At 71.9% G+C, this 21381-nt stretch carries 17 protein-coding genes, 1 tRNA gene and 1 pseudogene; 11 read left to right on the top strand and 8 right to left on the bottom strand.

The window, feature by feature from the left end; genetic code table 11:
• The 3 genes and pseudogenes from ACFWY6_RS29465 to ACFWY6_RS29455 form a co-directional block, all read left to right on the top strand.
• Window positions 1-621, top strand: a pseudogene (locus ACFWY6_RS29465) (ribonuclease inhibitor); the annotation flags it as partial.
• A gap of 111 nt (window positions 622-732) precedes the next feature.
• A tRNA-Trp gene (locus ACFWY6_RS29460) sits at window positions 733-808 on the top strand.
• 76 nt (window positions 809-884) lie between these two features.
• Entirely contained in the window at window positions 885-4226 is a 3342-nt protein-coding gene (locus ACFWY6_RS29455) for a hypothetical protein (RefSeq protein WP_384696534.1), read from the top strand.
• A gap of 27 nt (window positions 4227-4253) precedes the next feature.
• On the opposite strand, the gene ACFWY6_RS29450 is transcribed toward ACFWY6_RS29455, so the two are convergent.
• From ACFWY6_RS29450 to ACFWY6_RS29435, 4 genes are all read right to left on the bottom strand, one after another.
• Complete coding sequence (locus ACFWY6_RS29450) at window positions 4254-5225, bottom strand: acyl-ACP desaturase (RefSeq protein WP_135333005.1); 972 nt, start codon at window positions 5223-5225, stop codon at window positions 4254-4256.
• Window positions 5226-5408: 183 nt separating this feature from the next.
• Window positions 5409-6185, bottom strand: a complete 777-nt coding sequence (gene ddaH, locus ACFWY6_RS29445; RefSeq protein ID WP_384696531.1) for a dimethylargininase — start codon at window positions 6183-6185, stop codon at window positions 5409-5411.
• A 72-nt stretch (window positions 6186-6257) separates the two neighbouring features.
• Window positions 6258-8549 carry an ATP-binding cassette domain-containing protein gene (locus ACFWY6_RS29440; RefSeq protein ID WP_384696528.1) on the bottom strand — a complete coding sequence of 764 codons (2292 nt, stop codon included), beginning with the start codon at window positions 8547-8549 and terminating at the stop codon, window positions 6258-6260.
• Window positions 8550-8559: 10 nt separating this feature from the next.
• Entirely contained in the window at window positions 8560-10191 is a 1632-nt protein-coding gene (locus ACFWY6_RS29435) for an ABC-F family ATP-binding cassette domain-containing protein (RefSeq protein WP_384696525.1), read from the bottom strand.
• Window positions 10192-10558: 367 nt separating this feature from the next.
• Here ACFWY6_RS29435 and ACFWY6_RS29430 point away from each other — a divergent pair, with 367 nt between their 5' ends.
• On the top strand, window positions 10559-11395 hold the full coding sequence (locus ACFWY6_RS29430) for an isocitrate lyase/phosphoenolpyruvate mutase family protein (protein ID WP_384696522.1): 837 nt from the start codon (window positions 10559-10561) through the stop codon (window positions 11393-11395).
• 25 nt (window positions 11396-11420) lie between these two features.
• On the opposite strand, the gene ACFWY6_RS29425 is transcribed toward ACFWY6_RS29430, so the two are convergent.
• Complete coding sequence (locus ACFWY6_RS29425) at window positions 11421-11837, bottom strand: SsgA family sporulation/cell division regulator (protein ID WP_266872372.1); 417 nt, start codon at window positions 11835-11837, stop codon at window positions 11421-11423.
• Between the two features lie 284 nt (window positions 11838-12121).
• Here ACFWY6_RS29425 and ACFWY6_RS29420 point away from each other — a divergent pair, with 284 nt between their 5' ends.
• Complete coding sequence (locus ACFWY6_RS29420; protein ID WP_384696518.1) at window positions 12122-13243, top strand: WD40/YVTN/BNR-like repeat-containing protein; 1122 nt, start codon at window positions 12122-12124, stop codon at window positions 13241-13243.
• Here ACFWY6_RS29420 and ACFWY6_RS29415 read toward each other — a convergent pair.
• Entirely contained in the window at window positions 13240-13536 is a 297-nt protein-coding gene (locus ACFWY6_RS29415; RefSeq protein WP_384696515.1) for a YciI family protein, read from the bottom strand. The two genes, ACFWY6_RS29420 and ACFWY6_RS29415, sit on opposite strands and share 4 nt — an antisense overlap.
• 73 nt (window positions 13537-13609) lie before the next feature.
• Here ACFWY6_RS29415 and ACFWY6_RS29410 point away from each other — a divergent pair, with 73 nt between their 5' ends.
• Window positions 13610-14314 (top strand): endonuclease V, encoded by a 705-nt coding sequence (locus tag ACFWY6_RS29410; protein ID WP_384696513.1) that lies wholly within the window; start codon window positions 13610-13612, stop codon window positions 14312-14314.
• Window positions 14315-14326: 12 nt separating this feature from the next.
• On the opposite strand, the gene ACFWY6_RS29405 is transcribed toward ACFWY6_RS29410, so the two are convergent.
• Complete coding sequence (locus ACFWY6_RS29405; protein WP_384696511.1) at window positions 14327-15544, bottom strand: saccharopine dehydrogenase family protein; 1218 nt, start codon at window positions 15542-15544, stop codon at window positions 14327-14329.
• An 82-nt stretch (window positions 15545-15626) separates the two neighbouring features.
• Here ACFWY6_RS29405 and ACFWY6_RS29400 point away from each other — a divergent pair, with 82 nt between their 5' ends.
• The gene (locus tag ACFWY6_RS29400) at window positions 15627-16028 is read left to right on the top strand and encodes an MmcQ/YjbR family DNA-binding protein (protein WP_266872378.1); all 402 of its coding nucleotides are present in this window, start codon (window positions 15627-15629) and stop codon (window positions 16026-16028) included.
• 13 nt (window positions 16029-16041) lie between these two features.
• Here ACFWY6_RS29400 and ACFWY6_RS29395 read toward each other — a convergent pair whose 3' ends face one another.
• Entirely contained in the window at window positions 16042-16491 is a 450-nt protein-coding gene (locus ACFWY6_RS29395; protein WP_384696508.1) for a DUF523 domain-containing protein, read from the bottom strand.
• A gap of 146 nt (window positions 16492-16637) precedes the next feature.
• On the opposite strand from ACFWY6_RS29395, the gene ACFWY6_RS29390 reads away from it, so the two are divergent.
• The 4 genes from ACFWY6_RS29390 to ACFWY6_RS29375 all read left to right on the top strand — a co-directional run bounded on the left by ACFWY6_RS29390 (window position 16638) and on the right by ACFWY6_RS29375 (window position 21253).
• On the top strand, window positions 16638-17792 hold the full coding sequence (locus ACFWY6_RS29390; RefSeq protein ID WP_384696505.1) for a CaiB/BaiF CoA transferase family protein: 1155 nt from the start codon (window positions 16638-16640) through the stop codon (window positions 17790-17792).
• Entirely contained in the window at window positions 17792-18817 is a 1026-nt protein-coding gene (locus ACFWY6_RS29385; RefSeq protein ID WP_384696502.1) for an LLM class F420-dependent oxidoreductase, read from the top strand. Before ACFWY6_RS29390 ends, ACFWY6_RS29385 begins: the two co-directional genes overlap by 1 nt.
• A gap of 10 nt (window positions 18818-18827) precedes the next feature.
• Entirely contained in the window at window positions 18828-19970 is a 1143-nt protein-coding gene (locus ACFWY6_RS29380; RefSeq protein WP_384696499.1) for an acyl-CoA dehydrogenase family protein, read from the top strand.
• A gap of 62 nt (window positions 19971-20032) precedes the next feature.
• Complete coding sequence (locus ACFWY6_RS29375) at window positions 20033-21253, top strand: acetyl-CoA C-acetyltransferase (RefSeq protein WP_384696496.1); 1221 nt, start codon at window positions 20033-20035, stop codon at window positions 21251-21253.
• Window positions 21254-21381: the final 128 nt, after the last annotated feature.

The following is a 21381-nucleotide window of genomic DNA, read 5'->3' as shown; positions in this document are numbered from 1 at the left end:
CCGGGGTGTCTGGCGCCCTCCGCTGTGGGGTTGCTGGTAGAGCGGGTCTTCCTGGGCGGCAATCCGCTAGGCCCGGCGGGGGCCGCACCGCTCGCCGGGCTGATTGCCGGGGGCGGGGTGCGTGAACTGTACGTATCGGCGGCGCAGTTGGGCGACGCGGGAGCGCTGCGGATCGCGGAAGGTCTTGAGCGTGCGCCATGGGGCGGGCTCGACCGCCTCGCCGTCGCCAGCAACGGCATCGGGTCACGCGCCGCCGCCCGCCTGGTCGCGGCCGCCGTGGCCGCCGGGGTGGAGCTGCTCGACCTCGGCCGGGTGCGCGCCGCGGGGGCGCTCGGCGCGGCGGACAACCGTGTCGACGAAGCGGCCGCCACCGCCATCGCCGGGCGTCTCGCCGCGGGCGAGCACCGCCTGGCCCACCTGGTGCTCAGCCACACCGGGCTGCGCAGCAGGGAGGCGCATCGGCTCCTGGATACCGCCGGGTCGGCGCTGACGCCTACGCGTTTCGTCCTCGGTCAGGGCGTCGCGGCCAGCGTCAAGCGGCGGTTGGCGGCGTTCGCCGCGGATATCGCCGTGCCGAGTGTCCCGGCGGACGTTGCCGCCGTACGCAGCGTGCATCGGTGAAGGCTTTGCTGGGCATGCGGTGATTCATCTGCGGGCCGGTGGGGGCTGGTCGCGCAGTTCCCCGCGCCCCTTACGGGGCCCCGGAGCCCGGGGGATACGATCCCCCCAAGGGCGGGGTCGTAGCGCAGAGGCAGTCGCGGCGGTCTCCAAAACCGGAACACGCTGGTTCGAATCCAGCCGCCCCGCCCCCTCTCACCCTTCTCACCTCCCTCACCTCCGCAATTCGCTGTCCCCGGGCCGGTCCCGCCAGGCAGAATCCGCGCATGGCCCCGCCCGAGAAGACCGCCGCCCGTTATCTGCTCTCCGACCTCGACCCGCTGCCCTATCCGCGCCGTATGCGCGAGATCGCCGAGAGCGCCCGGGACTTCGCGGCGCGTGGCGCACTGCGGTCGGTCCTGGAGGAGCTGGAGTGCGGCGGGGCGTACGAGCGCGGCGTGGCCATCGTGCTCGCCTGTGCCGGTGGGGACACCGAGTGGACCGGGGCGCGGATCGCCGACCCCGACCCCTTCGTGCGCGGTCACGCGCTGCGGATCGCGGAGAGCCATCGGGTGCCGGACGCCGCCTTCGAGGCCGCGCTCGACGATGCCCCCGAAGCGGTGCGGCGGCAGTTGCTGCACGCGATCGTCGCCGGGCGCCGCACCGCGCTCGCCGATCGCCTCATCGGTCCGCTGCGGCGCGCGTGGGGTGACACGGAAGCGGCCAGGCTGCTGCCCGGCTGTTCGGTCCCCGTGGTGGAGCGGCTGCTGCCGGAGCTCTTCCACACCGTACGCGGATGGCGGCCGCTGGCGAAGCGGCACGCGGGTGTGCTCATCGATGTGGCGGCACGCGGACTCGGCGCGCTGCCCGAGGCGCTGCGGGACGCCTGGTGGCAGCGGTACGCGGCAGGGATCGCGGCGGCCACGGACGCCGAGCCGGTCCGCGTGCTCGACCTGCTCGACCGGTTCGCCCCCAGTGACTTTCCCGCTCAACTCCGGTCGTACATCGGTGTGTTCGCGGGTGTGGCGCCGGGGCGCGTGCTGGAGATGCTTGCCGGGACCTGGGGGTGGTCGCTGCGGCGCAGTGGTGAGCTCACGATGCCCGTGCTGCGCAAGCTCGCCCGTTCCGGCGCGCCCGAACTCCTCGCGTACGCCCGTTCCGTCGCCGACGACTCCGCCGACCTCTCCCGGCTGATCCTCGCCCACCCGCCGGGGGAGCGGGCCGCCGTGTACGCGCGGGCCGTCGAGGGGCGCGGCGCGGGGTTCGCCGCCGTCGACGGTGTCCTCCTCGGCGCGCTGCCCCGCAGTGCGGTCGCCGACGTGGCCCGGCGGATGGCCGAGCGGGCCAAGGAGCGTGGCGGGCAAGGGAGTTCCGTCCTGCTCGCCGAGTCCTTCCTGCCCTGCGCCGAGGTGCGCGAGCGGCTCGTGGCGGCGACCCGGCGGTCGGCCGCGGAGGAGCGCGCCGAGGCCTGGCCGCTGCTCGTCCGCAATGCCGCGCGCTCCGGGGAACGCGCCCAAGTCGCCGCCGTACTCGAAGAGATGACGCGCCTCGCCAACGAGCAGGACCCGGTGCGCTCCGCCGCCCTGTCCGCGCTCGCCGAGACCCGCCCCGCCCTCTTCGGCGCCGACGCCGAACCGTTTCTCGACCGGATCTGTGCCGACGCCGTCGCCGCCCGCGACTCCTCGTACGGCACCCGCGGCGCACTCAGCCGCCTCGCCGTCGCCGTGCTGCGCGAGCACGCGGCGGGCGGGGAGCGGGAGTTGGTGAACTGGGCGCTGCGCACCCTCGTCCGGATCTCCGGCAGTACCGGCGGCGCCGACCTCGGCCGCCTCGACCGCACACTGCGCCGCGGCCAGGAACACCAGGTCTTCGAAGCGCTGCGCCCCTGGATCGAGGCGGGCGCCGAGAAGGCGGACTACAGCCTGGCCTTCGCGCTCGCCCGAGCCGTCGGCAAGCGCGCCGCGGGCCTGCCCGAACTCCAGGAACTCCTCTGGCAGGCCATCCGCTTTGGCGACAACGCGACCGTCTCGAAGGCGATCGCCCTGTGGCTGGAACCGGCCGCGACGCGCGACGAGCGCGTGGCGCGGGTGCTCGCGCAGGAGCCGTCGACGGCCGTGCTGACCCCGGTGTACTCGCTGCTGTGCGCCCGCCGCACGGACCTGCTCGACCAACTCCTGTCCGGCACACCGCCGTACGGACGGTTCCTGACCAAGGGCGCGGCGTGGACCGTACCGGCCTACGCCTGGCAGATACGCCGCTGGCTGCCGCGCCAACAGGACGCGCTGGTACGGCAGTTGGCCCACGCGGCGAGTGACGCCGGGCTGCCGAAGCGGACCCGCGCGGCGGCGGTCGCGCGCGGCGCGTGCATGCCAGGCGCCGGGGAGGATCTCGTACGCCGCTGGACCGGATCGCCCGACACGGTGCTCGCCGAGGCGGCCCTCGGCGCGCTCGCCCACACCCAGCGGCCGGGGGACTCCCTGCCCGAGCTGCTCGCGCACGCAGGGGGCGAGCGGGCGCGCGTCGCGGTGTACGCGGCCACGCAGGCGTCACGCCACCTCGCACCGTCCCGCCTCGCGCCGCCGCTGCGGGAGGTCCTGTGCGGCGATGGCAAGAAGGTGACGAGCCGCAAGGAGGCCGCGAGGCTCGCCGCCGTAAGGCTGCCCGCACCCGAGGCGGCGGCGCTGCTCGGCGATGCCTATGAGGCGCCGGGCGCCCACCGTGACGTACGGTCGGCGTGTGTCGCCTTCGCGGGCGGGCTCCTTGCCGAGGAGCGGGTCTGGGCGCTGCTGCGGGACGCGGCGGGAGGAGAGGCGGTGCTGCGGACGGCCGTGCTGCGGGTGCGGCCGTTCGATCTGGCGGAGGGGCATCGGGAGCGGTACGCGCGTCTCGTACGTGAGGCGGTGGGCGCCGATGACGACGACGCGGCAGCCCTGGCGCTCTCGGCGCTCGCGCGGTGGGCCCCGTGGTCGCCGGACGCGGCCGCGGTCCTCGCGGAGGCGGTCGCCGATCTGTCCCGGCGGGCCACGTGGCGCGCGGCGGCGCGGGGCCTCGTGACGGCGGCGGCGATCGCGCCGCGCGGGCAAGAGGCGCTGTGCGGGGCGCTTGCGGCGCTGGCGGGCTCCGACGCGATCACGGGGCCGGACCGGGATCTGCCCGCCCGGCGGCGGATCGAGTATCTGGCGCAGACGCTGGCCGAGGAAGGCGAGGCGTATCGGATTCCCGCCCTGGCCGCGGGTGACGTGCTCGCCAGGTACGCGGACCACGTGCCACAGGCCGCGGAGATCCTCGTGGCCGCGCTGGACGTCGATGCGGAGCCCGCTGCGGCGCTGCTGCGGCTTGCCCGGTTGCACGAGGGGCGACCGGCGCTCGCCCTGCGGACCGCGACGGCCCTCAGTGCCCGCTTCGCGGACAGGGAGCACACGAAGGAAGCCCTGCTGCTGCCCGCGGCGCACCGCCTCGCGGAGGAGGGCGGCCATGCGGAGGGGTTGTTCGCCCTGGCGATCACGGATGCGCTCGGCGAGCGGACGAACTGGCCCGAGCCTTGGCGGGACCTGCTCGTGTCCCTGCGACGCCATCCGGTCCCGGACGTCCGGGACGCGGCTCTGACGGTGTGCACGGCGGACGAGTGACCCGCCACGCACACCGGCCCAGCGTGCCTACTTCCCCCGCGCAGCCATCCGCGCCTTGCGCGCAGCCAGCTTCTCGTCGAACTTGGCGGCCTCGGTGTCGAGCCCGTTCATGTACAGACCGAGCTCTTCCTGCGCCTTGAGACCCTCGGGGCCGAGCCCGTCGATGTCCAAGACCTTCAGGTAGCGAAGGACGGGCTGGATCACGTCGTCGTGGTGGATGCGCATGTTGTAGATCTCGCCGATCGCCATCTGCGCGGCGGCCCGCTCGAAGCCGGGCATGCCGTGTCCGGGCATCCGGAAGTTGACCACGACGTCGCGCACGGACTGCATGGTGAGGTCGGGGGCGATCTCGAAGGCCGCGCCCAGGAGGTTGCGGTAGAAGACCATGTGCAGGTTCTCGTCGGTGGCGATGCGCGCCAGCATCCGGTCGCAGACCGGGTCGCCCGACTGGTGGCCGGTGTTGCGGTGCGAGACGCGGGTCGCGAGCTCCTGGAAGGCGACGTACGCGACCGAGTGCAGCATCGAGTGGCGGTTGTCGGACTCGAAGCCCTCGGCCATGTGCGCCATGCGGAACTGCTCGAGCTTGTCCGGGTCCACGGCGCGCGAGGCAAGCAGGTAGTCGCGCATCACGATGCCGTGCCGGCCCTCCTCGGCGGTCCAGCGGTGCACCCAGGTGCCCCAGGCGCCGTCGCGGCCGAAGAGGGTGGCGATCTCGTGGTGATAGCTGGGGAGGTTGTCCTCGGTCAGGAGGTTGACGACCAGGGCGACCTTGCCGATGTCGGTGACCTTGGACTGCTCGGGCTCCCAGGCCTCGCCGTCCTCGAAGTAGCCGGGGAAGTTCCGGGCGTCCGAGAACGGGACGTACTCGTGCGGCATCCAGTCCTTGGCCACCTTCAGGTGGCGGTTGAGCTCCTTCTCGACCACTTCTTCCAGGGCGAACAGCAACCGGGCGTCGGTCCAGTCGTCCGTGCTGCCGAGGTGGGGAGAGGTGATCGTCACGGGGGCTCCAGGGGGGACGGGAGATTTTTCGGATAACGGGCTACAGGGGGTTACCAGGTCGCACGAGCGGGTGCTACCTACCTACGGTGTCGTAGGTTACGTTGCCGTAGGTTAAACCCTCCGTAAAGTGCCCGAGGAAGCGGGGCCCATCGGCCCCGATCGCCACATCCGCCCCAGTACTGGTCAGGCGTACAGCTCGCGGAGTCGCACTGAGAGGCATGTCACACAGCCTTCGAGCTTCTCGAACTCACTGATGTCCACCACGACGGGTTCGAACCCGAGATCCGTGAACAGCTCCGCGGTCTTCGGCGCGCTCGCCGCCATCAGCAGCTTCGAACCGCCGAGCAGCACCACGTGCGCCCCCGACTCCTCCGGCACGGGCAGGAAGCGCGGGAAGAGCGAGGGGGTGTCCACCAGCGGCGGGTGGCCGACGACCGTGCCGTCGGGCAGCGCCGTCACGGCGGACTTCAGGTGCAGGACCTTGCTGACGGGTACGGCGACGACGCGCGCGCCGAGCGGCTCGAAGGCCGCCCGCAGCTGCCGTACCCCCGCCGCGTTCGTGCGCCCGCCCCGTCCGACGTAGATCGTGTCGCCGATCTTGAGGATGTCGCCGCCGTCGAGCGTCCCGGGCTCCCACACCCAGTTCACCGAGGCGCCGAGCCGGGCCACCGCCTCCTCGACCCCGGCCGTCTCGCCGCGCCGCGACTCGGCGCCCGGCCTGGCGATCAGCGCCACATTGCGGAAGACCACGGCCGCGTCCTCGACGAAGACCGCGTCCGGGCAGTCGTCGGCGGGCTCCACTTCGAGCGTCTCCCAGCCGTGCGCCCGCAGCGCTTCGGCGTACGCCTCCCACTGGGCGAGGGCGAGGTCCGCGTCGACCGGGGTCCGTTCGATGTGCGTGACCAGGCCTTCGGCGAGGCGCGGGCTGGGGCGGCGGATCAGCGCTTTCTTGCTGGGCACGGGGCGTTCTCCGTAGTGCGGCGGCGGGGGCGCCCGGCCCGGCGGGGTGCCGGGCCGGGGTGTTGCCGCACATCATGCAGCGCGCGAGGGCTCCAGGCCCAGGTCTCGCCGCAGATGGGCGGCGGTGAACGACCCTTCCGCGCCGATCAGCTGCCGCGGTGTCCCCTCGAAGACGACACGGCCGCCGTGCTTGCCGCCGTCAGGGCCCAGGTCGATCACCCAGTCCGCGTGCTTGACGACCTCCAGGTTGTGCTCGACGACGAGCACCGTGTTCCCCGCGTCGACAAGCCGGTCGAGGAGGGCGAGCAGCCCGCCCACGTCCGCCATGTGAAGGCCGGTCGTCGGCTCGTCGAGGACGTACGTCGTGCCGGTGCGGTGCAGCTGTGTCGCCAGCTTGATGCGCTGCCGCTCGCCGCCCGAGAGCGTGCTCAGGGGCTGCCCGAGCGTCAGGTAGGTGAGCCCCACGTCCCGCAGGGCGCGCAGCCGGCGGCGTACCGCCTTGTCGTCGACGGCGGCGAGGAAGTCGAGCGCGCGCTCGGCCGTCATCTCCAGGACGTCGACGATGGAGCAGCCGTCCACGGTGAGCCTCAGCACTTCTTCCTTGAAGCGCCGCCCCTCGCACGCCTCACAGGTCGTGGTCACCGGATCCATGAACGCCAGATCGCTGTAGATGATCCCCCGCCCCTGGCAACTCTCGCACGCTCCCGCGGAGTTGAAGCTGAAGAGCCCCGCCTCCTGGCCGGTCTTGCGGGCGAACAGCTTGCGCAGCGAGTCCATGATCCCGAGATACGTCGCCGGGGTCGACCGGCCCGAGATGCCGATGCCCGACTGGTCGACGACCACGGCGTCCGGATGCTCGTCGACGAACGCCCGCGAGACGAGCGTGCTCTTGCCGGAGCCCGCGACACCCGTCACCGCGGTGAGCACCCCGGTCGGCACGCGCACGCTGACGTCCTTGAGGTTGTGCAGGTCGGCGCCCTTGACCCAGCGTCCGCCGACCGCCTCGCGCGGGCTCTCCTTGACGCCCGTGGAGCGCCGCAGGAACCGGCCGGTGAGCGTGTCCGCGTGCCGCAGCTCGTCCGGTGTCCCCTCGAAGACGACCAGGCCGCCCCCGGCGCCCGCGTCAGGACCCATGTCGACGACGTGGTCGGCGACGGCGATCACGTCGGGGTCGTGCTCGACGACCAGGACGGTGTTCCCCTTGTCGCGAAGCCGCAGCAGCAGATCGTTGAGGCGGCCCACGTCGCGCGGGTGCAGGCCGACACTGGGTTCGTCGAAGATGTACGTCATGCCGGTGAGGCTGGAGCCGAGGTGCCGCACCATCTTCAGGCGCTGCCCTTCGCCGCCGGAGAGCGTGGACGTCTCGCGCCCGAGGCTGAGATAGCCGAGGCCGATCGCCTCGATCCGCTCGAGCGCCGCCACCGCTGCTCCTGCGATGGGGCCCGCCACCGGGTCGTCGATGCGCTCCAGGGCGGCGATGAGGTCGGTGACCTCCATGCGCGAGCAGTCGGCGATGTTCCTGCCGTCGATCCGCGTCGCGAGCGCCGCCGCGTTGAGCCGCGCCCCGTGGCAGGCGGCGCACTCGCCCTCGACTAGGAAGCGCTGTACCAGGTCACGGGTCTTCTGGGAGAGCGCGGAGAGGTCGCGGTTGAGATAGAGCCGCTCGAAGCGGTCGGCGAGACCTTCGTAGTCGATGTCCCGTGCGCCGCCGGTGTTGTTGACGTTGACCTTGCCGCCGTTCCCGTCGCCGCGCATCAGGAACTGCCGCTCGGCGGCGGTGAATTGACCCACCGGCTTGTGCGTGTCCAGGTCGGGGGTGTTGGTGTACGTCTGGCCCTGCCAGGTCCCCACGGCGAACGGCGGGAAGAGGATCGCGCCGTCCGCGATGGACTTGGCGGGGTCCAGGATGCGGTCGTAGTCGGGCCGCACGGTCCTGCCGAGGCCGTGGCACTCGGGGCACATGCCCGAGGGGTCGTTGAACGAGTACGCCGTGGCAGGACCGGCGCTCGGTGTGCCGTGCCGCGAGAACAGCACGCGCATCACCGAGTAGATGTCCGTCATGGTGCCCACCGTCGAGCGGGAGTGGCCGCCGATGGGCTTCTGGTCGACGACGATCGCGGGCGAGAGATCCTCGATGGTCTCCGCGTGCGGCCGCTCGTACTTCGGCAGCCGGTTGCGGATGAACCACGTGAAGGTCTCGTTCAGCTGGCGCTGCGACTCGACCGCGATCGTGTCGAACACGACCGACGACTTTCCCGACCCCGAGACTCCGGTGAAGACCGTGAGCCGGCCCTTCGGGATGCGCAGACTCACCTCCTTGAGGTTGTTCTCACGGGCTCCCCTGATGGTGATGTATTGGTGCATACACGCGAAGCTAGCCGGGATACCCGACAGCTTCTGTCGTGATTTCTTTCATTTCGCCGTCGAGCAGCAGCCAGCGCGTGATGCCGATCGACTCCAGGAACGGCACGTCGTGACTGGCCACGATCAGCGCTCCCTCGTACGACTCCAGGGCCGTGGCCAGCTGCTTCACGCTCGCCATGTCGAGGTTGTTCGTCGGCTCGTCGAGCATCAGGAGCTGCGGCGCCGGCTCCGCGAGCAGCAGCGCCGCGAGCGCCGCCCGGAACCGCTCGCCGCCCGACAGGGTCGCCGCCGGCTGGTCGGCCCGCGCCCCCTTGAACAGGAAGCGGGCGAGGCGTGCCCGGATCCGGTTGTTGGTGGCGTCGGGCGCGAACCGTGCCACGTTCTCGGCGACGGTCAGCTCCTCGTCGAGCACATCGAGCCGCTGCGGCAGGAAACGCATCGGCACGTGCGCCAGTGCCTCCCCTTCCTCGGCGGCCAGTTCCCCTGCGATCGTGCGCAGCAGGGTCGTCTTGCCCGCGCCGTTGCGGCCGACCAGCGCCACCCGCTCGGGCCCGCGCAGCTCGAACTCGCCCGCCACGCGCGCCCCGTAACGCAGTGTCAGATTGCTGAGCCTGAGTACGGTGCGGCCCGGCGGGACCGCGGTGTGCGGCAGGTCGACACGGATCTCGTCGTCGTCACGCACCGCCTCCACGGCATCGTCAAGACGCTCCTTGGCCTCGGAGAGTTTCTCCTCGTGCATGATGCGGTGCTTGCCCGCGGCCACCTGGGCCGCGCGCTTGCGCTCGCCCATGACGATCTTCGGCTCGCGCTTCTGGTCCCACATCTTCTGGCCGTACCGCTTGCGCCGGGCCAACTTGACCTGGGCGTCGGCCAGTTCACGCTTCTGCTTCTTCAGGTCCGACTCGGCGACGCGCACCATGCGCTCCGCCGCTTCCTGTTCGGTGGCAAGGGCCTCCTCGTAGACGGTGAAATTGCCGCCGTACCACTTCACTTCGCCGTCCCTGAGGTCGGCGATCTGGTCGACCAGGTCGAGGAGTTCACGGTCGTGGCTGACCACGACGAGCACTCCGGACCAGGCCTCGACGGCCTCGTAAAGGCGCCGACGGGCGTACAGATCAAGGTTGTTGGTGGGTTCGTCCAGAAGCAGCACGTCGGGGCGGCGCAGCAGCAGCGCGGCAAGACGCAGCAGCACCGACTCGCCGCCCGACACCTCACCGGTGGTGCGGTCAAGGCCGATGTGGCCAAGGCCCAGCTGGTCGAGGGTCGCGATCGCGCGCTCCTCGACGTCCCAGTCGTCACCGACCGCGGTGAAGTGCTCATCGGCGACGTCGCCCGCCTCGATGGCGTGCAGCGCCGCACGCGTTCCGGCGATGCCGAGTACGTCGTCGACGCGCAGTCCGGTGTCGAGGGTGACGTTCTGCGGCAGATAGCCGATGTCGCCCGCGACCCGGATGACGCCGTCGCCCGGCGTCAGCTCACCGGCGATCAGCTTCAACAGGGTTGATTTTCCTGACCCGTTGACGCCGATGAGGCCGGTCCTGCCGGGGCCGAAGGCCACCTGGAGCCCGTCGAAGACGGAGGTGCCGTCCGGCCAGGTGAAGTCGAGCGACGTGCAGGTGATGGAGGTGGGGTGAGTAGACATACAGGCCTCGCGGTTGTGTGAGATGAAGCGCGGTCAAGGGGCAACGCGTTTCGGGACACCGCGGGGTGCGACAGACAGAGGCGGAGACGGAGGCGTCGGCGCGGGGGCATGAAAAAAGGCCCTGCGCCGGGGACGGCTCGTACGCCGAGGTCGCACGCTACGCACACAGCCGAGCTGTGTGACGCGGTGACTCCAGACCTCAGACGAGCAACGTCCTACTCCTATCGGCGACAACAGAACCGCTATACAACGTAGGAGGAGATCGGTTCGCTGTCAACGAATTAACTACGGCCCGCTCTCGGACTCGCGACGTACATGTCGGATTCTCGCCAGCCCCGGTCCACGGAACGCTGGTTGAGTGGTCCGCATGACGACGACGAACCTCCGTGACCGCGCTCTGAAGTTCCGCTCCCTGCACACCGCCGGACGGCCGCTCGTGCTGCCGAACGCGTGGGACCCGGCGAGTGCCCGCATCGTCGAGGCCGCGGGCGCCACGGCCGTCGCCACGACCAGTGCCGGGGTCGCCTGGGACCTCGGCGCCGCGGACGGCGACCACCTCGGCAGGGACCGCGCGCTCGGCGCGGTCGCCCGGATCGCGGCGGCGGTCGCGGTGCCGGTCACCGCGGACATCGAGAGCGGCTACGCGCAGGACCTGGCGGGCGTCGCCGACACCGTGCGCGCGGTGCTCGCGGCGGGCGCCGTGGGCGTGAACATCGAGGACGCCCTGTACGACGGTGACGCACCGCTGCGTCCGGTCGCGGAGCAGGCGGAGCGCATCGCCGCGGCCCGTGCGGCGGCCGACTCCGCGGGTGTGCCGCTCTTCGTGAACGCGCGCATCGACACGTATCTGCGCGGCGTGGGGGCGCGTGTCGACCGCGTCGGCCTGACCCTGGAGCGGGCGGCGGCCTTCCTCGCCGCGGGAGCGGACGGGATCTTCGTGCCCGGGGCGGTCGATCCGGCGACGGTCAAGGTGCTCGTCGAGGGTGTGGTGGGGCCGCTCAATGTGATGGCGGGGCCGGGTGCGCCGTCGGTCGCGGAATTCGCCGGGCTCGGGGTCGCGCGGATCAGCGTGGGCGCCGGCATCGCGCAGGCCGCGCACGCCGTCGTGCGCAGGGCCGCGCGGGAGCTGCTCGCCGAGGGTACGTACGAGTCGCTCGCGGGCGGGCTCGACTACGGGGAGCTGAACGGGCTGCTCGGCTCCTGAGGGCGGGGCGGCCGGGGCGGTGGCGTCAGCAGGCGTCCCGCATCAGTTCGGCGAGGTCCTGGTCCAGGTCGACGTGCAGATGCTCGTCGCCCGCGGGGACCAGGGCCATGGTGCGGTGCAGGAAGCGGCGCAGATCGCCGGAGCGGATGTGGACGATCGCGGTGCCCTCGGGGGCGTGGAACTCCAGGACGGTGCGGTCGAATCCGTAGGGGCGCACCCGGACGTCGCCGTCCCCCACCGCGTTCTCCGTGCCCTGGGCGAGCAGTTCACGGGCGAACGTCCAGTAGACCTCGACGCCCTCGAGGGTCGCCGGGGCGGGGAAGCTCATGTGGACGGCGAACGGGTCGCGCGGGTCGTAGTGGAGCTTCGCGGGGATGGTCGGCATCCGCGGTGCGGCGGCTACCAGGCGGGCCTCTACGGCTTGCTCGATGCGGTTGGACAACGCCTGCTCCCTCACTCACAGCTGGACGACTGGGGTCGGCACTGAGATAGACGTCGGAATGAAGGAATCCGTGCACGCGAACACCGAGTGACCTCGGTCACCGCCCTCTATTCACTCTTTTCACGGGATTCCCGGAAGGATCCGGGTGTTCCGGGGGCCCCGGCGGGACAGGGAGGCCATCTGGACGGGGCCGGGGGAGTGGGCTAGCTTCGCGCGCCATGAGGGGTATGGGGAATTCGAGGCGGACGGTGCGGGCGGGGCGGGCACGGTCATGGGGCCGCGTGATGTCGGTGGGACTGTGCGGGGCGGCGTTCGCGGCGACGCTACTCGCGGCGCCCGGGTTCGCGCAGGCGGCTTCGACGGCTGACGTGCCGATGCCGGCCCACGCACAGACGCCGACCGGGCAGCGCGGCGGCTGGGACGTCAAGGACAGCGGAACCGATGCCCGCTTCCGTGGCCTCGCCGCCGTCAGCCGCGACACGGCCTGGGCGGCCGGCTCCAAGGGCACGGTCCTGCGCACCACGGACGGCGGCGCGAGCTGGCGCGACGTCTCCCCGCCCGGCGCCGCCGAGCTGGAGTTCCGCGACATCGAGGCGTTCGACCGCCGCCGCGCGGTCGTCCTCGCCATCGGCGAGGGCGAGGCGTCGCGGGTCTTCCGCACCGCGGACGGCGGCGCGACCTGGACCGAGTCGTTCCGCAACACCGACCCCAAGGCCTTCTACGACTGCATGACCTTCTTCGACCGGCGCCACGGCCTCGCGATGAGCGATCCGGTCGACGGCAAGTACCGCATCCTGTCCACCGGCGACGGCGGCCGCTCCTGGAAGGTGCTGCCCAGTGACGGGATGCCCGCGGCCCAGGAGGGCGAGGCGGGCTTCGCGGCGAGCGGCCAGTGCCTGGTGAGTTCGGGCCCCCGCGATGTGTGGCTGGCCACCGGCGGTGCGGCACGCGCGCGTGTCCTGCACTCCGCCGACCGCGGCCGCACCTGGCAGGCCACCGACGCGCCGATCCCCGCGGGCGACCCGGCCCGCGGCGTCTTCGGCCTCGCCTTCCGCGACCGTACGCACGGCATCGCGGTCGGCGGTGACTACCGCGCCGACCAGCCCTCTCCGAAGGCGGCGGCCACGACGGGCGACGGCGGCCGCACCTGGACCCCGTCCGCGCAGCCCCCGCCCGCCTACCGCTCGGGCGTCATCTGGCTGCCGGGGAGCCGCACCACGGCCCTGGCCGTCGGCCCGACCGGCACCGACGTCTCCGCGGACGGCGGGCGCAGCTGGCGTACCGTCGACACGGGGTCGTACGACACGGTGGACTGCGCCCGGGACCGGTCCTGTTGGGCGTCCGGCGAGAAGGGTCGGATCGCCCGCTGGGAGCGGGGCAGGCAGCCCGACGCGGGGCGGAACTAGGGCAACTCCTGTCGGTACGGGGCGAGTTCCGGGGCGGTCTTCGTCGCGATGAACTCCGTGATCCGGTACTCGCAGACCTCCGCGACGACGAAGGGGTCGCTCGCCGCGATCTTCTCGATCGTCGCGCGGTCGTCGGCGACGGCGAGGATCACGCCGCCGTCGCGCGGGTTCTTGCGCCCGGAGGCGATGAAGACGCCCTGGGCGTACAGCTGGTCGAGCCAGGTGACATGGGCCTCCATCTCCTTGTCGACGGCGGATACGGGCGCGGTGTAGGTCAACTCGAGAACGAACATGATCGCGAGGCTACCGTCGTGAGCGGCACTACGTAGTGGCCGTCCAGCCACCGGAAACTACGCTGGCCGCACCATGACTACCTACGCCGCGCCCCCGCCCATCCCCGCCGACTGGCCCACCGACGAGGCAGCCGCCCGCGCCGTCCAGGACGGACTGCGCCCCCGGGTCGTCCTCGACGAAGCGGGCCCGCCGCCCGGCGCCGGGCACATCACAGGAGTCGATGTCGCCTACGACGACGAGCGGGACGTCGTGGCCGCCGCGCTCGTCGTCCTGGACGGGGATTCGCTCGACGTGGTCGAGGAGGCGACCGCGGTGGGCCGCGTGGCCTTCCCCTACGTGCCGGGACTCCTCGCCTTCCGTGAGATCCCCACCGTCCTCGCGGCCCTCGCCGACCTCAAGACCGCTCCCGGCCTGCTCGTCTGCGACGGCTACGGCATCGCGCACCCCCGCCGCTTCGGCCTCGCGAGCCACCTCGGTGTGCTCACCGGCCTGCCCACGATCGGCGTCGCCAAGAACCCCTTCACGTTCTCGTACGACGCTCCGGACGAGCCCCGGGGCAGCGCGGCGCCGCTGCTCGACGGCACGGACGAGATCGGCCGCGCCCTGCGCACCCGCGAGGGCGTCAAGCCGGTCTTCGTCTCCGTCGGCCACCGGGTGAGCCTGGACAACGCCTGCGCGCACACCCTGCGCCTCACGCCGCGCTACCGGCTCCCGGAGTCGACCCGGCGGGCGGACGCGCTGTGCCGCAAGGCGCTGCGGGAGGCCACCGCCGGCTGAGCGGGCGGCGCGCTACAGGGCAGCGGCCACCCGGAACGTGAGGCCCGCCGCCGTCAGGCGCGACGTCAGCGCCTCACCCATGGCGACCGCGGTGGTCACCTGCCCGGCCACCGCGGGCAGGTCGTCGTCGAGCGCCAGGCACAGCGCCCCCTCGCCCAGGATCTTCGCCGTCTCGTCGTACCCCGGGTCGCCGCCGGAGACCTCGGTGAACACCCGCTTCCCGCCGCCCTCGCCGACGAACCGCACGGAGAACCAGCTCTTGGCCCGCCGCTCGGCGCTCGGCCCCTCACCCGGCTTGAGCCGGTCCGACAACCACCGCCGCGCGGGCGGCAGTTGCGCGACCGCCGCCAGAGCGCCGACGGCCGCCACGCCGCCCACCGCGAACGGCAGCGTCTTCACGGCCGCGTAGTGGCGGTAGCGGAAGTCGGGGCCGTAGCGCTCAAGTGCCCGCGCCGAGCGCTGCACCACCTGTGCGTCGATCGTCGGAAGCGGCAGCGCCCACGCGCCGACCTCGCCCGCGTACCGGGGAGCGCTCGCCGGGGCGTACGCCTTGCGGCCCACCAGGCGCGGCTCGTGACGCCGGCGGTCCCGCGCGGCGGCCATCATCTGCGGACCCCGCGCGAACTGGTTGAGCGCGGAGGCGAACGTGCCCCCGGAGAACGTGGCATGGGTGCGTACGAACCCGTCGACGCGCAGCGGCACCCCCTCGGGCAGCTGCCGCACCGTGAAGTAGGCGCCCAGGTCGTGCGGGACCGAGTCGAAGCCGCAGGCGTGCACGAGGCGGGCGCCGGTCTCCCGCGCGCGGGCGTCGTGGCGCACGTACATGAGGTCGACGAACTCCGGCTCCCCGGTGAGGTCCAGATAGTCCGTGCCCGCCTCCGCGCACGCGGCGACGAGTTCCTGGCCGTACGAGATGTACGGGCCGACGGTCGTGGCCACCACGCGCGCGTGGGCGGCGAGTTCCCGCAGGGACGCGGGGTCGGCCACGTCCGCGTGGAGGAGCGGGAGCTCGGCACAGGCCGGGTGCGTGCCGGTCAGGCGCTCCCGCAGCCGCTCCAGCTTCCCCTTGTCGCGCCCCGCGATCGCCCAGCGCAGTCCCTCGGGCGCATGCGCGGCGAGATACTCCGCGGTGAGCGCGCCCACGAAGCCGGTCGCTCCGAAGAGCACGATGTCGTACGTGCGGTCCTTCATGCGGTCCTTCGTACGTTCCTTGCCGTTCTGACTGCTCATGGCACCTCTCCGCCGTCACCCCGCGCCGTTGTCGGTGGCTGAGGCTAGCGTGAGTTCAGGGACGACGTACCAGGAGGTAACCATGGCCGTCGCGAAGAGCGGGCCTTCGAAGGGCGCCCTGACCAAGTGGACGCGCGTGCGGGACTTCGCCCTGGGCATGCCGGGCGCCACCGAGGACTTCCCGTGGGGCGAGACCGTCGCCAAGGTCAACAAGAAGGTGTTCGTCTTCCTCGGCATGGACGACGGCAGCTATCCCCTCGGCATCACCGTCAAGCTCAAGGAGGAGGAGCAGCACGCGCACGCCCTGACCGCACCGGGCGCCGAGCCCGCCGGGTACGGCCTGGGCAAGGCGGGCTGGGTGACCATCCCGCTGGAGGAGAAGGGCGCGCCATCGGCCGCGCTGCTCTGCGACTGGGTGGAGGAGAGCTACCGCGTGATCGCCACGAAGAAGCTGGTGGCGGAGCTGGACGGCCGCGCCCGGTGAGCACCGTCGCGCGTCACACCCCGGGAGCCGCCCGCACGGCGATCCCGTTCCGCTCGAACAGCGCGGCCGTCACCCCGTCGCCCGCCACCAGCTCCCCGCCGAACGACCCGTCGTGGACCAGGCCTCGCCCGCACGACGGGCTGCGCGGCATCAGCAGCGCCTCGGTGCAGCCGTGGGCGCGCGCCGCGGCGAGCGCGCGGTTCGCCCCCGCCACGAACTCCGCCGTCACATCACGTCCCGTGTCCTCGACGACCCGAGCCGTCCCGTCGAGCACGTCGTGACCGTCACCGCCGACGAGCTCGGCCGGGCGGCGCGGGGTCGGCAGACCGCCCGCCGCCTCCGGGCAGAAGGACACGACGTCGCGTCCCGCGACCGCCACGTCGATTTCCGGCGATGCCTTGTCGCGGCCGTCGAAACGGCACGGCACCCCGCGTAGACACGCGCTGACCAGTACGGAATCCATGGGCCCCAGGTTAGGCGCGGCACGGCCTGTCCGTGGGCCGGCCGTGGAATGGTCTAAGCGCTTGCTTGCTAGGGTCTTGTGCAGAGTGGAACACGTTCTTAGCATCACTGGTGTTACATCAGTTGTGTCACAGAGCTGGGGGCTCAATGGCAGTGCCGGACAAGGGCGTTCACGGTCCACTCGCCGGAGTGCGCGTGGTGGAGCTCGCGGGCATCGGGCCTGGCCCGTTCGCGGCCATGCTCCTGGCCGACCTCGGCGCCGATGTCGTACGCGTCGACCGGCCGGGCGGCGGCGCTCTCGCGATCAATCCCGAGTACGACATCACCAACCGCAACAAACGGTCCGTGATCGTCGACCTCAAGGCGGCTGACGGCGCGGACCGCGTCCTCGACCTGGTCGAGCGCGCCGACGTCCTCATCGAGGGCTACCGCCCCGGCGTCGCCGAGCGCCTGGGCGTCGGACCCGCCGACTGCCACGCCCGCAACCCGAGGCTCGTCTACGGACGGATGACCGGCTGGGGGCAGGAGGGCCCGCTCGCCCAGCGCGCCGGGCACGACATCGCGTACATCGCGATCACCGGCACCCTCGGCATGATCGGCGCCCCCGACGAGCCGCCCACCGTCCCGGCGAACCTCGTCGGCGACTACGCGGGCGGCTCGCTCTACCTGGTCGTCGGCATCCTCGCCGCGCTCAACCACGCGCGCGTGCACGGCACCGGGCAGGTCGTCGACGCCGCGATCGTCGACGGCACCGCGCACCTCACCTCGATGATCCACGGCATGCTCGCGGCCGGCGGCTGGCAGGACCGGCGGGGCGCCAACCTCCTGGACGGCGGCTGCCCGTTCTACGGCAACTACGAGACCGCGGACGGCGGATACATGGCCGTCGGCGCTCTGGAGCAGCAGTTCTACGACGAGTTCGTCGCGCTGCTCGGGCTGACGGACCAGGCGCCGCCGCGCAAGGACATCGCGCGCTGGGGCGATCTGCGGGAGGCCGTCGCGGCCCGCTTCAAGGAGCGTACGCGCGAGGAGTGGACGGCCGTCTTCGAGGGATCGGACGCGTGCGTGGCGCCGGTGCTCTCGTTGCGCGAAGCCCCCGCTCACCACCACCTCGCCGCCCGCGGCACCTTCGTCGACCACGGCGGAATCACCCAGCCGGCGCCCGCGCCCCGCTTCTCCGCGACCCCGACGGACATCCGCCGCGGCCCCGCCCAGCCGGGCGCCGACACCGCGGACGTGGCCCGCGACTGGGACGTACCAGCGCTCGACCCGACCGACGCACCGACGAAGGAAGCCGACTGATGCAGCTCTCCACACCGCTCGCCTACGAGGGCGACGCGCGGCAGGCCGCCGACGACGTGGCGGCCCTGGAGTCCGCGGGTCTGGACGCCGTCTGGGTCGCCGAGGCGTACGGCTTCGACTCGCCCACCATCATGGGCTACCTGGCCGCACGCACCGAGCGCATGCGGATCGGCGCCGCGATCCTCAACGTCTACTCGCGCACCCCGGCGCTCATCGCCCAGACGGCCGCGGGACTCGACGCGATCTCCGGCGGCCGGGCGATCATCGGGCTCGGAGCGTCGGGCCCGCAGGTCGTCGAGGGCTGGCACGGCAGGCCCTACGACAAGCCGCTCGCCCGCACCCGCGAGGCGATCGAGCTGACCCGCCGCATCCTGCGCCGCGAGGTGATCGACCACCACGGCGTCACGGACATGCCGCTGCCCCCGGAGAAGGGCGGCAGGCTGGGCAAACCGCTGAAGATCCTCACCAGGCCGGTGCGCTCCGAAGTGCCGCTGTACATCGCGTCGCTCGGCCCGGCGAACGTCCGGATGACCGCCGAGATCGCCGACGGCTGGCTGCCCACCCTGTTCATCCCGGAAAAGGCCCACCAGGTGTGGGGCGCTCCGCTCGCCGAGGGCAAGGAGAAGCGCGATCCGGCGCTCGGACCCTTGCAGACGGTCGCCGGCGGGCTGCTCGCCATCGGTGCGGACGCGGCGGCCGCACGCGATCTGGCGCGCCCCAAAATCGCCCTCTACGTAGGCGGCATGGGCGCCCCGGGGAAGAACTTCTACAACGACGTCGCGGTCGCGTACGGCTACGAGCGGGAGGCCGCACGCATCCAGGAGCTGTATCTGTCGGGCCGCAAGAAGGAAGCCGAGGCGGCGGTCCCCGACGAGTTCTGCGAGCTCATGTCGCTGTGCGGGCCCGCCGGTTACGTACGCGAGCGCGTCGAGGCCTTCCGCGAGGCGGGCGTCACGATGCTCAACGTCATTCCCGTCGGCCCCGAGCCGGCCAAGTTGATCGAGACCGTCAAGGGCTGGCTCTAGGAGGCCATAGGTGAAGCGTCAGATCTTCTCCGCCGAACACGAAGCGTTCCGCGAGACCGTCCGCACCTTCCTGGCCAAGGAGGTGCTGCCCCACTACGAGGAGTGGGAGAAGGACGGCATCGTCAGCCGTGACGCCTGGCGGGCGGCGGGCAAGCAGGGGCTCCTCGGGCTCGCCGTCCCCGAGGAGTACGGCGGCGGCGGGAACGCCGACTTCCGCTACAGCGCCGTCATCGCCGAGGAGTTCACGCGCGCGGGCGCGCCCGGCCTCGCGATCGGCCTGCACAACGACATCATCGGCCCGTACCTGACCTCGCTCGCCACCGACGAGCAGAAGCGGCGCTGGCTGCCCGGCTTCTGCTCCGGCGAGATCGTCACGGCCATCGCGATGACCGAGCCGGGCGCGGGCTCCGACCTCCAGGGCATCCGCACCACCGCCACGGACGAGGGCGACCACTGGCTGCTCAACGGCTCCAATACGTTCATCTCGAACGGCATCATCGCCGACCTCGTGATCGTCGTCGCCAAGACGACACCGGAGGGTGGCGCCAAGGGCCTGTCCCTCCTTGTCGTCGAGCGCGGCATGGACGGCTTCGAGCGGGGCCGCAACCTCGACAAGATCGGCCAGAAGTCCCAGGACACCGCCGAGTTGTTCTTCAACGACGTACGCGTCCCCAAGGAGAACCTCCTCGGCGAGCCGGACGGCGCCTTCATCCACCTGATGACGAACCTCGCGCAGGAGCGCATGGGCATCGCCGTCGCCGGGATCGCCGCCGCCGAGTACCTCCTGGAGATCACCACGACGTACGTCAAGGAGCGCGAGGCTTTCGGGCGCCCGCTCTCCAAGCTCCAGCACATCCGCTTCGAGATCGCCGAGATGGCGACCGAGTGCGCGGTCACCCGTACGTTCCTCGACCGCTGCATCGTCGATCACTCGAACGGGGAACTCGACGCGGTGCACGCATCGATGGCCAAGTGGTGGGCCACCGAACTGCAGAAACGCGTCGCCGACCGCTGCCTGCAACTGCACGGCGGATACGGCTACATGACCGAGTACCGCGTCGCCAAGGCCTTCACCGACGGCCGCATCCAGACGATCTACGGAGGCACGACCGAGATCATGAAGGAGATCATCGGCCGCTCCCTGCTCGCCTGAGCCCGTCCGGCCTTCGGCCTCCCCTCACCCCCACCCTCACGTTCCATGCGAAAGGCCCCGTCTTGACCACCGAAGCGTACGTATACGACGCGATCCGCACCCCGCGCGGACGCGGCAAGGCCAATGGCGCCCTGCACGGCACCAAGCCGATCGACCTCGTCGTCGGTCTGATCCACGAGATCCGGGCGCGGTTCCCCGACCTGGACCCGGCCGCCATCGACGACATCGTCCTCGGTGTGGTGGGCCCCGTCGGCGACCAGGGCTCCGACATCGCGCGCATCGCGGCCATCGCCGCCGGGCTCCCCGACACCGTCGCGGGCGTCCAGGAGAACCGCTTCTGCGCCTCGGGTCTGGAAGCGGTCAACATGGCCGCGATGAAGGTGCGTTCGGGCTGGGAGGACCTTGTCCTCGCGGGCGGCGTCGAGTCGATGTCGCGCGTTCCGATGGCCTCGGACGGCGGCGCCTGGTTCGCCGACCCGATGACCAACTACGAGACGGGCTTCGTGCCGCAGGGCATCGGCGCCGACCTGATCGCCACCGTCGAGGGCTACACCCGGCGTGACGTCGACGAGTACGCGGCCCTGTCCCAGGAGCGCGCCGCGGCCGCCTGGAAGGCCAACCGCTTCGAGCGTTCCGTCGTGCCGGTGAAGGACCGCAGCGGCCTGGTCGTCCTCGACCACGACGAGCACATGCGGCCGGGCACCACCGCCGACTCGCTCGCCAAGCTGAAGCCGTCCTTCAAGGACATCGGCGACCTGGGCGGCTTCGACGCCGTCGCGCTGCAGAAGTACCACTGGATCGAGCAGATCGACCACGTCCACCACGCGGGCAACTCCTCCGGCATCGTGGACGGCGCCGCGCTGGTGGCCATCGGCTCGAAGGAGGTCGGCGAGCGCAACGACCTCACGCCGCGCGCCCGGATCGTCTCCGCGGCCGTCTCCGGCTCCGAGCCGACCATCATGCTCACCGGCCCCGCCCCTGCCGCCCGCAAGGCGCTCGCCAAGGCCGGTCTGACCATCGACGACATCGACCTCGTCGAGATCAACGAAGCCTTCGCGGCGGTGGTGCTGCGCTTCGTGAAGGACATGGGCCTGTCGCTGGACAAGGTGAACGTCAACGGCGGCGCGATTGCGTTGGGGCATCCCTTGGGCGCGACCGGGGCGATGATCCTGGGCACGCTGGTGGACGAGCTGGAGCGGCGGGACCTGCGGTACGGGCTTGCCACGCTGTGCGTGGGCGGAGGCATGGGTATCGCCACGATCGTGGAACGGGTCTCCGGCTAAGCGCCGGTGGGGCTGTTGTCCGTCGCCGACCGCGGGCGCGTCGTGGCTGGTCGCGCAGTTCCCCGCGCCCCTGAAAGCCGCGGCTTCGCCGCGCTTTCCCCTGGGGGAGACGGCGCACGAAGTGCGCG

The organism is Streptomyces sp. NPDC059037 (assembly GCF_042740015.1).
GTDB lineage: Bacteria > Actinomycetota > Actinomycetes > Streptomycetales > Streptomycetaceae > Streptomyces.
The sequence above is the reverse complement of the archived record's forward strand: the minus strand, read 5'-3'. Positions and strand labels throughout refer to the sequence as shown.